Origin of the sequence: Pseudomonas palleroniana (genome assembly GCF_022836895.1) — a bacterium.
In the GTDB taxonomy this organism is placed as follows: domain Bacteria; phylum Pseudomonadota; class Gammaproteobacteria; order Pseudomonadales; family Pseudomonadaceae; genus Aquipseudomonas; species Aquipseudomonas palleroniana.
In genome coordinates, this window is record NZ_CP092411.1 from 1,970,348 (window position 1) to 1,983,811 (window position 13,464).

12 protein-coding genes and 2 pseudogenes are annotated in these 13,464 nt (G+C 58.5%); 10 read left to right on the plus strand and 4 right to left on the minus strand.

Annotation, left to right across the window (positions count from 1 at the left end; genetic code table 11):
- Positions 1–155 precede the first annotated feature (155 nt).
- From MJP36_RS09005 to vapC, 3 genes and pseudogenes are all read left to right on the plus strand, one after another.
- Entirely contained in the window at positions 156–1,115 is a 960-nt protein-coding gene (locus MJP36_RS09005; RefSeq protein WP_244385207.1) for a LysR family transcriptional regulator, read from the plus strand.
- 250 nt (positions 1,116–1,365) lie between these two features.
- On the plus strand, positions 1,366–1,605 hold the full coding sequence (gene vapB / locus MJP36_RS09010) for a type II toxin-antitoxin system VapB family antitoxin (RefSeq protein ID WP_104994612.1): 240 nt from the start codon (positions 1,366–1,368) through the stop codon (positions 1,603–1,605).
- A gap of 3 nt (positions 1,606–1,608) precedes the next feature.
- A pseudogene (gene vapC / locus MJP36_RS09015) lies at positions 1,609–2,002 on the plus strand (type II toxin-antitoxin system tRNA(fMet)-specific endonuclease VapC).
- Positions 2,003–2,033: 31 nt separating this feature from the next.
- Here the strand turns inward: vapC and MJP36_RS09020 are convergent.
- The 4 genes and pseudogenes from MJP36_RS09020 to MJP36_RS09035 all read right to left on the minus strand — a co-directional run bounded on the left by MJP36_RS09020 (position 2,034) and on the right by MJP36_RS09035 (position 5,098).
- Positions 2,034–2,678 carry an HAD-IB family hydrolase gene (locus MJP36_RS09020; protein ID WP_060757249.1) on the minus strand — a complete coding sequence of 215 codons (645 nt, stop codon included), beginning with the start codon at positions 2,676–2,678 and terminating at the stop codon, positions 2,034–2,036.
- Between the two features lie 69 nt (positions 2,679–2,747).
- Positions 2,748–2,918: pseudogene (locus MJP36_RS09025) on the minus strand (HNH endonuclease); the annotation flags it as partial.
- A gap of 86 nt (positions 2,919–3,004) precedes the next feature.
- Positions 3,005–4,255: a ribonucleotide-diphosphate reductase subunit beta gene (locus tag MJP36_RS09030; protein WP_090369047.1), complete on the minus strand. Its 1,251-nt coding sequence runs from the start codon at positions 4,253–4,255 to the stop codon at positions 3,005–3,007.
- Positions 4,256–4,828: 573 nt separating this feature from the next.
- The gene (locus MJP36_RS09035) at positions 4,829–5,098 is read right to left on the minus strand and encodes a DUF2790 domain-containing protein (RefSeq protein ID WP_060757313.1); all 270 of its coding nucleotides are present in this window, start codon (positions 5,096–5,098) and stop codon (positions 4,829–4,831) included.
- 414 nt (positions 5,099–5,512) lie between these two features.
- Here MJP36_RS09035 and acs point away from each other — a divergent pair, with 414 nt between their 5' ends.
- The 7 genes from acs (at position 5,513) to argR (ending at position 13,447) form a co-directional block, all read left to right on the plus strand.
- On the plus strand, positions 5,513–7,468 hold the full coding sequence (acs, locus tag MJP36_RS09040; RefSeq protein WP_060757314.1) for an acetate--CoA ligase: 1,956 nt from the start codon (positions 5,513–5,515) through the stop codon (positions 7,466–7,468).
- Between the two features lie 644 nt (positions 7,469–8,112).
- The gene (locus MJP36_RS09045) at positions 8,113–8,898 is read left to right on the plus strand and encodes an ABC transporter substrate-binding protein (RefSeq protein WP_244385208.1); all 786 of its coding nucleotides are present in this window, start codon (positions 8,113–8,115) and stop codon (positions 8,896–8,898) included.
- Between the two features lie 91 nt (positions 8,899–8,989).
- The gene (locus tag MJP36_RS09050) at positions 8,990–9,679 is read left to right on the plus strand and encodes an ABC transporter permease (RefSeq protein WP_010208305.1); all 690 of its coding nucleotides are present in this window, start codon (positions 8,990–8,992) and stop codon (positions 9,677–9,679) included.
- Positions 9,676–10,374 (plus strand): ABC transporter permease, encoded by a 699-nt coding sequence (locus tag MJP36_RS09055; protein ID WP_161550355.1) that lies wholly within the window; start codon positions 9,676–9,678, stop codon positions 10,372–10,374. Before MJP36_RS09050 ends, MJP36_RS09055 begins: the two co-directional genes overlap by 4 nt.
- Before the next feature lies 1 nt (position 10,375).
- Positions 10,376–11,488 (plus strand): succinylglutamate desuccinylase/aspartoacylase family protein, encoded by a 1,113-nt coding sequence (locus MJP36_RS09060; protein WP_244385209.1) that lies wholly within the window; start codon positions 10,376–10,378, stop codon positions 11,486–11,488.
- Positions 11,489–11,515: 27 nt separating this feature from the next.
- Positions 11,516–12,280 carry an ABC transporter ATP-binding protein gene (locus MJP36_RS09065; protein ID WP_060757318.1) on the plus strand — a complete coding sequence of 255 codons (765 nt, stop codon included), beginning with the start codon at positions 11,516–11,518 and terminating at the stop codon, positions 12,278–12,280.
- A gap of 186 nt (positions 12,281–12,466) precedes the next feature.
- Positions 12,467–13,447 carry a transcriptional regulator ArgR gene (gene argR, locus MJP36_RS09070; protein WP_060757319.1) on the plus strand — a complete coding sequence of 327 codons (981 nt, stop codon included), beginning with the start codon at positions 12,467–12,469 and terminating at the stop codon, positions 13,445–13,447.
- Positions 13,448–13,464 lie beyond the last annotated feature (17 nt).

Below are 13,464 nucleotides of genomic sequence, written 5' to 3' on the forward strand. Positions count from 1 at the left end.
AGTAAAAATAAATTTATAACGGCGTAGAACCGGCGTCTGACGCGCCGTATTCAAGGTTGCCAAGGGCGGATGTTTATGTTCATTATCGCCGCCTGGCTATATTCAAGGATTGGGTTCAAGCCTGTTGAATATGGCACTAGAGGTCAACGCGTATTATGGAAACCCCACTTTCCACTTCTGGAAACCTGCCACCCAAACCCGGCACAAGACCGCCGCTGCAATTGAGCGGGCTGGACTTCAAGTTGCTGCGGGTATTCATGGCTGTGGTCGAGGCCGGCGGTTTCAGCGCCGCGCAAAACGAGCTGAATGTGGGCTTGGCAGCTATCAGCAAACAGATTTCCGACTTGGAAATCCGCATTGGCATGCGCCTGTGCACCCGGGGCAGGGAAGGCTTCGGGCTGACCGAAGAAGGCAAGTTGGTGTATCAAGCTTCCATCGAGTTATTTACCTCGGTCGACAGTTTTCGCGACAAGCTTAGTTCAGCGCAAAATGAACTGATCGGTGACCTTAGTGTGGGCGTTATTGATAACACCGTATCGGACGTTAATTCACCGCTTATTGCGGCCCTGGGAAAATTACATAGTGAGTCGCCCAAGATTCGATTACGCCTGCACGCCTCACAACTGGATGAAGTTGAGCGCGGCGTAGTGGAAGGGCGCCTGGTTGCCGGCATCGTCCCGGTCTACCAACGCCGCGAGGAATTCGACTACTTCCCGCTGTACGAAGAAAAGGCCCACGCCTACTGCGCAACAGGGCATCCACTCTTCAATGCGAGCGATATCACGCCCGAAGTCTTGCGCCAATACGAAGTGGTGAACCATCGGTATGCGATCCATCGCGACAAGGCCAACTTCGTCAACTACGACAGCCAGTCAGCCTCGGCCTCCCAGGTTGAAGCCGTGGCCATCCTGATCCTTACCGGCCGCTTCCTCGGCTTCCTGCCGGAACACTACGCAACGCCGCTAGTGAGAGAAGGCCGCCTGCGCGTACTGTGCTCGGAGCAGGTCCACCTGAGCACGGCATTCAACCTCATCCTGCGCCACAACGCACCGCGCAGCCCCATGGTAAAAGCCTTCGCCACAGCCCTGGGCGTAGACCTGAAAGCCGCGACATAAATACCTGCCGACCACAAATCATCGGATTGGCAAAGATCAAATGTGGGAGCTGTCGAGCCCCAGCGAGGCTGCGAAGAGATCGACGCGATTTCCCTGTCGAGCCCATAAACCCGTATCGCCTCGACTCGTAGCAGCCCATGCTAGTGCGATAACGCTGGCATTCTTCGGATGTTTGCCAGATAGCTTTGAAATAGAGCATTCTCGAATCATCATTCTTCCCAGTCTTTCCTTACCCAGAGAGGTGTTCTCTATGTCTTCTGGAACCGTCTTTACTAACAACCGTACGCAAAATATTCGCATCCCTGCCGACATGCGTTTTCCTGCGGGAGTGAAGACCGTGGAGGTCCGTGCTGTGGGAAGAGAGCTGATCATTTCGCCTGTTGAAAACACTTGGGACAGCTTTTTTCTTGCCAGTGAATCGGTATCTGAAGATTTCATGGAGGAACGTGCCGATCAAACCCAGCAAGAACGAGAGTCTTTTGATGATTAGTACGTGCTTGATACCAACATCGTGATCTACATCATCAAGCGTCGTCCGATCGAAATATTGGAAAAATTCAATGCCAATGTTGGGCGTATGGTGATCTCTCTTTCATCACCCTGCTGAGCTGATGCATGGCGCAGAAAAGAGTCAGTTCGTAGAAAAAAATACGCGAGCCGTGGAAGACTTCTCTTCCCGGCTCAATGTCTTTAGCTACGACGACAAGGCCGCTTTTCACTACGGCTCGATACGTTCAGATCTGGAGAAAAAGGGCACGCCTATCGGCGTCAATGACCTACACATTGCCGGGCACGCTAGAAGCTCAGGCTTGGTCTTGGTTACTAACAATGAAGGTGAGTTCAAGCGCGTAAATGGCTTGATTGTGGAAAACTGGTTAGGCGTCTAGTGCAGACTTCCTGCCAACCCCACCCACGTCATCACTGCAACCGATCCCGCTTTTTCTTCTTCGCATGAAAATGCCGAAAATGCGCATCCTGCGCCGCTGCCAACAACTCCCGATCCCCGCGCGTATCGCCCCAGGCCCGCAGCCGGTATTCCCCCAGGTCGCCATACACCGCCTCAAGCCGCAGCACTTTGTTCTCACAGCGGCAGTTATTCCCGGTGAGCTTGCCGGTCAATACGCCATCAACCACCTCAAGCTCAGTGCCAATCAACTTGATCCCCAGCCGATTCGCAAACGGCTGCAACACCAACGCCGGCGACGCAGAACACAGCGTCACCACGGCCCCCGAGTTCACCTCATCGGCCACCGACTGCAAGCCCTTGGGGCGCATCAACTTGCTCCAATAGCGCTGGCAATACGCCTCGGCCTGCTGCTGAACCCACGCCTTCTCCACCCCGGTCATAAAGGTGCGAATCAGTTGTGCCTTCAACTCATCCCGGCTGATCTGCCGCACCAAAAAGCGCAGCCCCGGCACCGCCAGCTTGACCATCCGGCCATAGAACTCACCGGGGCCAAAGGCGAACTTGAGGAAGGGCACAAAACTGTCGTGGTGGGTCAGCGTGCCGTCGAAGTCAAAGACGGAAAGTACTTTGGCGTCAGCGGGGCCGGCTTCGAGCATGTCTGGGTTCACGGGTGGCCTCGGTCCTATCTAAATGTTTAAGCGTGCATCAGGTGTGACAGCAGGAGTCTACTCCCGTGCCAATCTTCCGATCTTGGCGTAAAGCCCTTCGGTAAAAGCCTCCCGATCACTCGACCGGTGACAACGCTGATGGCAATTGGGGCATAAGGCTACAGCATTGGTGATGCGATCCGAACCCTTCTGGGCGAGGTGCTTGATGTGATGTGCTTCAAGAGATGGCGATTCAACGCCAACTTTGAGTTCACTAGAAATTAAAAAGCCCTGAACGAGTCAGGGCTTTTTGATACTGCCTGGCTTCGGGAGAATCAGTCCCAGCTCAGCGCGCCGCCGGTCTGGTACTCGATCACCCGAGTCTCGAAGAAATTCTTCTCTTTCTTCAAGTCCATGATCTCGCTCATCCACGGGAACGGGTTGGTAGTGCCTGGATACTCTTCCTTAAGACCAATCTGCGACAACCGACGGTTAGCGATGAACTTCAAATAGTCTTCCATCATCGCCGCATTCATCCCCAGCACGCCGCGAGGCATGGTGTCGCGAGCGTATTCGATCTCCAGCTGAGTCCCTTGCAGGATCATCTGGGTCGCTTCTTCCTTCATCTCGGCATCCCACAGGTGTGGGTTTTCGATTTTGATCTGGTTGATCACGTCGATACCGAAGTTCAGGTGCATCGACTCGTCGCGCAGGATGTACTGGAACTGCTCGGCGACGCCGGTCATTTTGTTGCGGCGGCCCATGGAGAGGATCTGGGTGAAGCCGCAGTAGAAGAAGATGCCTTCCAGCACGCAGTAGTAGGCGACCAGGTTGCGCAGCAGTTCCTTGTCGGTCTCGACGGTGCCGGTTTCGAACTTCGGATCGGAGATCGAACGGGTGTATTTCAGGCCCCAGGCGGCTTTTTTGGCGACCGATGGGATCTCGTGGTACATGTTGAAGATCTCGCCTTCATCCATGGCCAGCGATTCGATGCAGTACTGGTAGGCGTGGGTGTGGATCGCTTCTTCGAAAGCCTGGCGCAGGATGTACTGGCGGCACTCCGGGTTGGTGATCAGGCGGTACACGGCCAGCACCAGGTTGTTGGCGACCAGCGAGTCGGCGGTGGAGAAGAAGCCGAGGTTGCGCATGACGATGCGGCGTTCGTCGTCGGTCAGACCCTCGGGGTTTTTCCACAGGGCGATGTCGGCGGTCATGTTGACCTCTTGCGGCATCCAGTGGTTGGCGCAGCCGTCGAGGTACTTCTGCCAGGCCCAGTCGTACTTGAAAGGCACGAGCTGGTTGAGGTCGGCGCGGCAGTTGATCATGCGTTTTTCGTCAACGGCGACGCGGGCGGAGGCGCCTTCGAGTTCGGCGAGGCCTTCGGCGATGTCGAGTTTGTCGAGGGCGGCCTTGGCGCGCACGATGGCGGCGGAGTCACTGGCGGTGACGGCGCGGGCTTCAACCGCGGCGGCAGCGCCGGCGCCGTCAAGGCGGTCCATGTTGGCTTCGGTGGCGTGGCCGGCGTTGGCGCCTTTGGCGGCGACTTCGCCGTCTTCTTCTTTATCGAATTCGTCCCAGCTCAGCATGACGTGTCGTCTCCTGCGTGAGGGCTCAAAGTGCCCGTGTGAAACCGGATGGTTGGGTGTTCACACGGCCCAGAGGCCGCGGTGGATCTTAAGGAATCGTTTGTTGCAGCTAGCGCACGCATTAAACGCAATCAGGTGTTCGGGTGCTCTGCGTGAGGCTTGAGGCGTGGAGCGACAGATGCTTGCTCCAGGGGAGGCCTCAGGTCTGGCTCTTCATCCCTGTGTAAAGGGATATTGCAGGCCCGATTTACCCGCGCATTATAGGGAAAAATTCGGCTTTGTGTTGCGGCGGATGGTCACTTGGGGGCACCAAAATGCCGTGGTCTGCGGCCAAAGCGTGTGTTTGCAAGGCTTTGCCGGGATTGGATTTTTTTGACGGGCGGTGAGGGGATTTTGTAAGCGGGGGCAGGTAGGGCAGGGTAGGGCTTTGTAAGGTGGGTGTGGCGGCTCAGGTCATCGGGAGCAAGTCCCCTCCCACAGGTTGATGGTGGTGCGGCAGCGATGGGTTCTTGGCCGCAAGAATGATTTCTTGCGGCGACCAAGATCCGGGATTGAATCTAATTAAAGAAGTTATTACCCGTTAGAGCAGCCGTTACCCATGACTTGATAGTTCAGAATATGCCGTTGACCTTGCGAGTCTTCATATTCCATTTTTACCGGTACAACTTCACAGACTTCCGGGATATTGCTCATGGACAATACTTTTGCCACGTCCAAGTGGGTGCTGTAGGTGTAATCCTCAACAATGGGAGCATTCTGGCTGGCCAGTTCTGTCGGGGCCTCGTCGGCGAGGGCGGCGGTGGCGAACAAGCTGCTGAGAGCCATGACTGCGAACACTTTCATTTCTTCATTTACCTTCTTCAGGGCGAAAGGGGGCACGGGGCCCTTGTGAGGCCACGTGTGTAACTTAAAAGTTGGAAGTTCGGATTAACGTTGCCTTCGTGGGGGCTGTTGCGTTGTTAATCACTGCTGTGTCGAGCACAGCGCCTTGGTTGGCGAAGTTGATTTTAGGCTTGCGGGTTATATTCATATACCCGTGGTTTTGATAAACACTTTTGGCGGTTTTTGTAACAATCCCGTGGTAAAGGTTTTTTCACAAACCGTGAAAGCGCCGCAGGGCGCGGGCCAGAGCGGCAAATCGGCATATCAGGGCAATTTGTAGGGGCTTGTTACTACCATCGTCGAATGGTTCTATAGACCGGCCCCGGCTAAAACAGGGGCCATACAAAAACAACGATTGTCACCGAGGTAAGAAAGATGAGTGCGGCTTCCCTGTACCCCGTTCGCCCCGAAGTAGCAGCCAATACGCTGACCGACGAGGCGACCTACAAGGCCATGTACCAGCAGTCGGTGGTCAACCCCGATGGCTTCTGGCGCGAGCAAGCCAAACGTCTTGACTGGGTCAAGCCTTTCACCGCGGTGAAGCAGACCTCTTTCGACGACCACCATGTCGATATCAAATGGTTTGCCGATGGCACCCTGAACGTTTCCTACAACTGCCTGGACCGTCACCTTGCCGAGCGTGGCGACCAGGCAGCGATCATCTGGGAGGGCGATGACCCTTCCGAAAGCCGCACCATCACTTACCGCGAGCTGCATGAACAAGTCTGCAAGTTCGCCAACGCCCTGCGCGGCCAAGATGTACACCGCGGCGACGTGGTGACTATCTATATGCCAATGATCCCCGAGGCCGTGGTCGCCATGCTGGCGTGTACCCGCATCGGTGCGATTCACTCGGTGGTCTTCGGCGGTTTCTCCCCAGAAGCCCTGGCCGGTCGCATTATCGACTGTCGCTCGAAGGTGGTGATCACTGCCGACGAAGGTATTCGTGCCGGTAAGAAGATTCCGCTGAAGGCCAACGTTGACGACGCCCTGACCAACCCGGAAACCAACAGCATCCAGAAGGTCATCGTGTGCAAGCGCACCAATGGCGCGATCAAGTGGAACCAGCATCGCGACATCTGGTACGAAGACCTGATGAAAGTGGCAGGCACCGTGTGTGCGCCCAAGGAGATGGGCGCCGAAGAAGCGCTGTTCATCCTCTACACCTCGGGTTCCACCGGCAAGCCGAAGGGCGTGCAGCACACCACCGGCGGCTACCTGCTCTACGCTGCCCTGACCCATGAGCGCGTGTTCGACTACCGCCCGGGTGAAATCTACTGGTGCACCGCCGACGTCGGCTGGGTCACTGGCCACACTTATATTGTCTATGGCCCGCTGGCCAATGGCGCGACCACCTTGCTGTTCGAAGGCGTGCCGAACTACCCGGACATTACCCGGGTGGGCAAGATCGTCGACAAGCACAAGGTCAACATCCTCTACACCGCGCCGACCGCAATCCGCGCCATGATGGCCTCCGGCACTGCGGCCTGCGAAGGCGTCGATGGCAGCAGCCTGCGCCTGCTCGGTTCGGTGGGTGAGCCGATCAACCCTGAAGCGTGGGACTGGTACTACAAGAACGTCGGCCAATCCCGTTGCCCGATTGTCGATACCTGGTGGCAAACCGAGACCGGCGCCACCCTGATGAGCCCGCTGCCGGGTGCCCACGCGCTCAAGCCGGGTTCGGCGGCGCGTCCGTTCTTTGGTGTGGTGCCGGCGTTGGTGGATAACCTGGGCAACATCATCGAGGGGGCTGCCGAAGGCAACCTGGTGATCCTCGATTCGTGGCCAGGCCAGGCGCGTACGCTGTACGGCGACCATGACCGTTTTGTCGACACCTACTTCAAGACCTTCCGTGGCATGTACTTCACCGGTGACGGCGCCCGTCGCGATGAAGACGGCTACTGGTGGATCACCGGGCGCGTGGATGACGTGTTGAACGTGTCCGGCCACCGCATGGGCACCGCCGAGATCGAAAGCGCCATGGTTGCCCACCCTAAAGTCGCGGAAGCGGCGGTAGTGGGTGTGCCCCATGACATCAAGGGGCAGGGCATCTACGTGTATGTCACCCTCAAGAATGGCGAAGAGCCGACCGAAGCGCTGCGCCTGGAGTTGAAAAACTGGGTGCGCAAGGAGATCGGGCCGATTGCATCGCCGGATGTGATCCAGTGGGCGCCAGGCTTGCCGAAGACGCGTTCAGGCAAAATCATGCGGCGTATCCTGCGCAAGATTGCCACGGCTGAGTATGACGGGCTGGGCGATATCTCCACGCTGGCGGATCCAGGCGTGGTGGCGCATTTGATTGAAACCCACAAGACCATGAACGCCGCGTAAGGCGAGGCAGGTTGGACAAAGCCCCATTCGGTGTGAGCCGAGTGGGGCTTTTTACATGGGTGATCGTTCCCACGCTCTGCGTGGGAGTGCAGCCCTGGGCGCTCCGCGTCTGCTCTTGGGGTCGTGACGCGGAGCGTCACAGGAGGCGTTCCCACGCGGAGCGTGGGGACGATCGGGTGGAGTTCAATAAATATCGGTTTCTCTCGTAGGACGTTTCTGAATGTTACCGTCGCTCCTGGATGTGTAACCTGCCGCCCAAACCTGGGGCAATGTGCTACGCCAATGCCCCGAAAAACCGCGTTTTAGACACCCCAGGAAATAAGATTAAACGCCAGACTTGCCGTGCTAGAAGGGTTTGCGAATAATAGGCCCGCAACTTGCAGCATCAACAGGTTTAATATCTTTTGTCTCTGCATAAAAAACAGAGGCTGTCAATGTGCTGGAACCGCTTTCTCGGTGCTTCTGTAAATTGTTGTCGCATTGAGGAAATATCGGCTTCCGGCCTGTCGTTAGAATGCCGATCACTCGCTCGTCGTCGCAGGTTTACACCGCGTAGGGCGCAGCACCGCTATTCGGTTTCACTTAAGTCGCATCGTGGGCCCTGGCTCATACTGCTTTTTGCCCTATACCGATGGAGTCCCAAGATGAAGAAACTTGTGCTGTTGGGCGCCCTGGCGCTGTCCGTGCTGTCCATGCAGGCCTTCGCTGATGAAAAGCCCCTGAAGATTGGTATCGAAGCGGCTTACCCTCCGTTTGCCTCGAAGGCGCCGGATGGCAACATCGTGGGTTTTGACTACGACATCGGCAACGCCCTGTGCGCAGAGATGAAGGTCAAGTGCGTGTGGGTCGAGCAAGAATTCGACGGCCTGATCCCGGCGTTGAAAGTGCGCAAGATCGACGCGATCCTGTCGTCCATGTCCATCACTGACGACCGCAAGAAGTCCGTGGACTTCACCAACCGCTACTACCTGAGCCCAGCGCAGCTGGTGATGAAGGAAGGCACCACGGTCAGCGACAGCCTGGATGAATTGAAAGGCAAGAAAATCGGCGTGCAACGCGGTTCGATCCACGATCGCTTCGCCAAGGAAGTCCTGGCCCCTAAAGGCGCCACGGTTGTGCCTTACAGCTCGCAGAACGAAATCTACCTGGACGTGGAAGCAGGTCGCCTCGACGGCACCGTGGCTGACGCCACCCTGCTGCAGGACGGCTTCCTGAAAACCCCGGCCGGTAAAGGCTACGCGTTCGTAGGCCCACAGTTCACCGACGCCAAGTACTTTGGCGACGGCATCGGCATCGCTGTACGCAAAGGCGACAAGGCCGAGCTGGACAAGATCAACGCGGCCATCGCGGCGATCCGTGCCAACGGCGAATACAAGAAAATCCAGGACAAATACTTCGACTTCGATATTTACGGCGCTGACCCTAAATAACTCGTCGCAGCTGTCTGTCCAGAATGGCGCAAGCAACAGAATTCCTGCGGTTTGCGCCATTTTTTCATCCCCCTTTTCGAGGACCTGAATCATGTTGAAAGGCTACGGGGCCGTCATCCTCGATGGCGCATGGTTGACGCTTCAGCTCGCCTTGTCGTCCATGGCCTTGGCCATTGTTCTGGGTCTGATCGGGGTCGCGTTGCGCCTGTCGCCGGTGCGCTGGTTGGCCTGGCTGGGTGACTTGTACTCTACGGTCATCCGTGGGATTCCCGACCTGGTGCTGATCCTGCTGATTTTCTACGGCGGTCAGGACCTGCTTAACCGCGTCGCGCCGATGCTCGGCTACGACGACTATATTGACTTGAACCCCCTGGCGGCCGGTATCGGCACCCTGGGCTTCATCTTTGGCGCCTACCTGTCGGAAACCTTCCGCGGTGCCTTCATGGCCATTCCCAAGGGGCAGGCCGAGGCCGGCCTGGCGTATGGCATGAGCAGCTTCCAGGTGTTTTTCCGGGTGATGGTGCCGCAGATGATCCGGCTGGCGATCCCCGGCTTCACCAACAACTGGCTGGTACTCACCAAGGCCACTGCGCTGATTTCGGTGGTGGGCCTGCAAGACATGATGTTCAAGGCCAAGCAGGCGGCAGACGCCACCCGCGAACCTTTTACCTTCTTCCTCGCAGTGGCGGCGATGTACCTGGTGATCACCAGCGTGTCGTTGCTGGCCTTGCGTCATCTTGAGAAGCGCTACTCGGTAGGCGTAAGGGCGGCTGATCTATGATCTTCGACTACAACGTCATCTGGGAGGCCATGCCGCTGTACCTCGGCGGTTTGGTCACCACCCTGAAATTGCTCGCCATCTCGCTGTTTTTCGGCCTGCTCGCCGCCTTGCCGCTGGGCTTGATGCGGGTGTCCAAGCAGCCGATCGTCAACGGCGCGGCGTGGCTCTACACCTATGTCATTCGCGGCACGCCCATGCTGGTGCAGCTGTTCCTGATCTACTACGGTCTGGCGCAGTTCGACGCCGTACGCGAAAGCTTCCTCTGGCCGCTGCTGTCCAGCGCCACGTTCTGCGCGTGCCTGGCGTTTGCGATCAACACCAGCGCCTACACCGCCGAAATCATCGCCGGCAGCCTCAAGGCCACGCCCAATGGCGAGATCGAAGCGGCCAAGGCCATGGGCATGTCGCGTTCTAAACTGTACCGCCGCATCCTGCTGCCGTCGGCCCTGCGTCGTGCACTGCCGCAGTACAGCAACGAAGTGATCATGATGCTGCAGACCACCAGCCTTGCATCCATCGTCACGCTGATCGATATCACCGGTGCCGCGCGCACGGTGAACGCCCAGTTCTACCTGCCGTTCGAAGCCTATATCACGGCCGGCGCGTTCTACCTGTGCCTGACCTTCATCCTGGTGCGCCTGTTCAAGTTGGCCGAGCGCCGCTGGCTGAGCTACCTGGCTCCAAGGAAGCATTGAGATGGAACGTATCGATCACCTGTTGCCCTGGGGTCACCTGGGTTGCGAGCGCCAACTGAGCGTCTTTCGTTTCGGCAGCGGCGAGCGCAAGGCGTATATCCAGGCCAGCCTGCACGCCGACGAGTTGCCGGGGATGCGCGCCGCCTGGGAGCTGAAAAAGCGTCTCATCGAACTGGAGCGCCAGGGCGCCCTCAACGGTGTGATCGAGCTGGTGCCGGTGGCCAACCCGATGGGCCTGGGGCAACTGTTGCAAGGTGCTCACCAGGGCCGTTTCGAGGTGGGCAGCGGCAAGAATTTCAACCGCGATTTCGTCGAGTTGAGCGAGCCGGTCGCCGCGTTGCTCGCCGGCAAGCTGGGCGATGACCCCCACGCCAATGTGCGCATGATTCGCCAGGCGATGACCGATGCACTCGACGCCCTGCCGGTGCCGAGCAGCCAGCTGCAAGGCATGCAGCGCGTCTTGCTCAGCCATGCCTGCACCGCCGATGTGGTCCTGGACCTGCACTGCGATGCGGAGGCGGCGTTGCACATGTATGCGCTGCCCCAGCACTGGCCGCAGTGGCGTTCGTTGTCGGCGCACTTGAATGTGAAAGTCGGCCTGCTGGCCGAGGATTCCGGCGGCAGCTCGTTTGATGAAGCCTGTTCGCTGCCGTGGCTGCGCCTGTCCCGCTTGTTCCCTGAGGCGCAGATCCCGCTGGCGTGCCTGGCGACGACGCTGGAGCTGGGCGGCCAGGCCGATACCGGCCGTGACGAAGCCATCTTCCACGCTGAAGGCATCCTCGCGTTTCTCGCTGAACAGGGCCTGATCAAGGGGCAATGGCCCGCGCCACAGTACGAACCGTGCGAAGGCGTGCCTTTCGAAGGTACCGAGTTGTTGTTTGCACCCCACGCCGGGGTGATCAGTTACCTGCGCCAAGCCGGCGAATGGGTGGAAACCGGCGAACCGATTTTTGAAGTGATTGATCCCCTGACCGACCGCGTGAGTATGGTTTGCGCGGGCACGTCCGGGGTGTTGTTTGCCGTTGAACGGCTACGTTATGCCCAAGCGGGTTTCTGGCTGGCCAAGGTGGCGGGGCGCGAAGCGCTGCGTCACGGGCGCTTGCTCAACGACTGACCACCTGTTTTTGTGAGAACCGACCGCATGTACAAACTTGAAGTCCAAGACCTGCATAAACGCTATGGCAGTCATGAAGTGCTCAAAGGCGTGTCCCTGGCCGCCGCGGCCGGTGATGTGATCAGCATCATCGGTTCCAGTGGTTCGGGCAAAAGTACCTTTTTGCGCTGCATCAACCTGCTCGAGCAACCCCACGCCGGCAAGATCCTGCTCAACAACGAAGAGCTGAAGCTGGTCGCCGGCAAGGACGGCGCCATGAAGGCCGCCGACCCCAAGCAACTGCAACGCATGCGTTCGCGCCTGTCCATGGTTTTCCAGCATTTCAACCTGTGGTCGCACATGACCGCCATTGAAAACGTGATGGAAGCGCCAGTGCACGTGCTGGGTGTGTCGAAGAAAGAAGCGCGTGAAAAGGCCGAGCACTACCTGGCCAAGGTGGGTGTGGGCCATCGTAAGGATGCATTCCCCGGCCACATGTCCGGCGGCGAGCAGCAGCGCGTGGCGATTGCCCGTGCCCTGGCGATGGAGCCGGAGGTGATGTTGTTTGACGAGCCGACGTCGGCGCTTGACCCGGAACTGGTCGGCGAAGTGCTCAAGGTGATGCAGGACCTGGCCCAGGAAGGCCGCACCATGGTGGTGGTGACTCACGAAATGGGCTTTGCTCGTGAAGTGTCGAACCAGTTGGTGTTCCTGCACAAAGGCATCGTCGAAGAATGCGGCAACCCGCGTGAGGTGTTGGTGAACCCGCAGTCCGAGCGTTTGCAGCAGTTCCTGTCCGGCAGCCTGAAATAGCTACCCTGTGGGAGGGGGCTTGCTCCCGATAGCGGTAAATCAGATACCAATCTGTTGGCTGACACACCGCCATCGGGAGCAAGCCCCTCCCACATTGATCTTCATCAGTTTTTGAGATTTGTGTTCGTTTCCGGGCTAGCATTGGCCCTTGTCTTCATTATTGTTACTCGCTTCGGATAGCCTTCCATGACTGCCCATCGAATTGGTTTCCTGATCTGGCCAAGCACAAAAGCACTGACGCTGGCGCTGGCTGAGGAGGCCTTGCGTATTGCCCAACGGGTGCATCCGGACGTGGTCTACGAACTGTCGTTCCTGCACGCGGAACCGGCTGCCGACGGCGCCTGGCAATTGCCGGGCGAGGCTTGGGCGGGCAAGCTCGAAGGTTTCCAGAAGCTGTTCCTGCTGGCGGACGAGCCGCCGACGGTGATCGCCTCTCAACTGAGCACGGCGCTCAAGCAGCTTGTGCGGGCAGGCTGCGTGATCGGCGGTTTGTCGGCAGGTGTCTACCCGTTGGCCCAGCTCGGCCTGCTCGACGGTTACCGCGCTGCCGTGCATTGGCGCTGGCAGGATGATTTCGCCGAGCGCTTCCCCAAGGTCATCGCCACCAGCCATCTGTTCGACTGGGACCGCGACCGCCTGACCGCCTGTGGCGGCATGTCGGTGCTCGACCTGTTGCTGGCAGTGCTGGCCCGTGACCACGGCGCCGAACTGGCCGGCGCGGTGTCCGAGGAACTGGTGGTGGAGCGCATCCGCGAAGGCGGCGAGCGCCAGCGTATTCCACTGCAAAACCGCCTGGGCTCCAGCCATCCCAAGCTGACCCAGGCGGTTCTGTTGATGGAAGCCAATATCGAAGAGCCGCTGACCACTGACGAAATTGCCCAGCACGTCTGCGTGTCGCGACGACAACTCGAACGCATCTTCAAGCAGTACCTCAATCGTGTCCCCAGCCAGTACTACCTGGAACTGCGCCTGAACAAGGCCCGCCAGATGCTCATGCAAACCAGCAAGTCGATCATCCAGATCGGCCTGTCGTGCGGTTTCTCCTCAGGGCCGCATTTCTCCAGCGCCTACCGCAACTTCTTCGGCGCGACCCCGCGTGAAGACCGCAACCAGCGTCGCAGCAGCAGCCCGTTCGAATTGTCCTCGGTACCGTCCGAACGCGGTTGAGCACGGCTCACCCTGGC

What these genes read in the sequence shown, in the direction of transcription:
- MJP36_RS09005 (WP_244385207.1), top strand. Translation starts at nt 156, where the DNA reads ATGGAAACCCCACTTTCCACTTCTGGAAACCTGCCACCCAAACCCGGC.
- vapB (WP_104994612.1), top strand. Translation starts at nt 1,366, where the DNA reads ATGTCTTCTGGAACCGTCTTTACTAACAACCGTACGCAAAATATTCGC.
- MJP36_RS09020 (WP_060757249.1), bottom strand. Translation starts at nt 2,678, where the DNA reads ATGCTCGAAGCCGGCCCCGCTGACGCCAAAGTACTTTCCGTCTTTGAC.
- MJP36_RS09030 (WP_090369047.1), bottom strand. Translation starts at nt 4,255, where the DNA reads ATGCTGAGCTGGGACGAATTCGATAAAGAAGAAGACGGCGAAGTCGCC.
- MJP36_RS09035 (WP_060757313.1), bottom strand. Translation starts at nt 5,098, where the DNA reads ATGAAAGTGTTCGCAGTCATGGCTCTCAGCAGCTTGTTCGCCACCGCC.
- acs (WP_060757314.1), top strand. Translation starts at nt 5,513, where the DNA reads ATGAGTGCGGCTTCCCTGTACCCCGTTCGCCCCGAAGTAGCAGCCAAT.
- MJP36_RS09045 (WP_244385208.1), top strand. Translation starts at nt 8,113, where the DNA reads ATGAAGAAACTTGTGCTGTTGGGCGCCCTGGCGCTGTCCGTGCTGTCC.
- MJP36_RS09050 (WP_010208305.1), top strand. Translation starts at nt 8,990, where the DNA reads ATGTTGAAAGGCTACGGGGCCGTCATCCTCGATGGCGCATGGTTGACG.
- MJP36_RS09055 (WP_161550355.1), top strand. Translation starts at nt 9,676, where the DNA reads ATGATCTTCGACTACAACGTCATCTGGGAGGCCATGCCGCTGTACCTC.
- MJP36_RS09060 (WP_244385209.1), top strand. Translation starts at nt 10,376, where the DNA reads ATGGAACGTATCGATCACCTGTTGCCCTGGGGTCACCTGGGTTGCGAG.
- MJP36_RS09065 (WP_060757318.1), top strand. Translation starts at nt 11,516, where the DNA reads ATGTACAAACTTGAAGTCCAAGACCTGCATAAACGCTATGGCAGTCAT.
- argR (WP_060757319.1), top strand. Translation starts at nt 12,467, where the DNA reads ATGACTGCCCATCGAATTGGTTTCCTGATCTGGCCAAGCACAAAAGCA.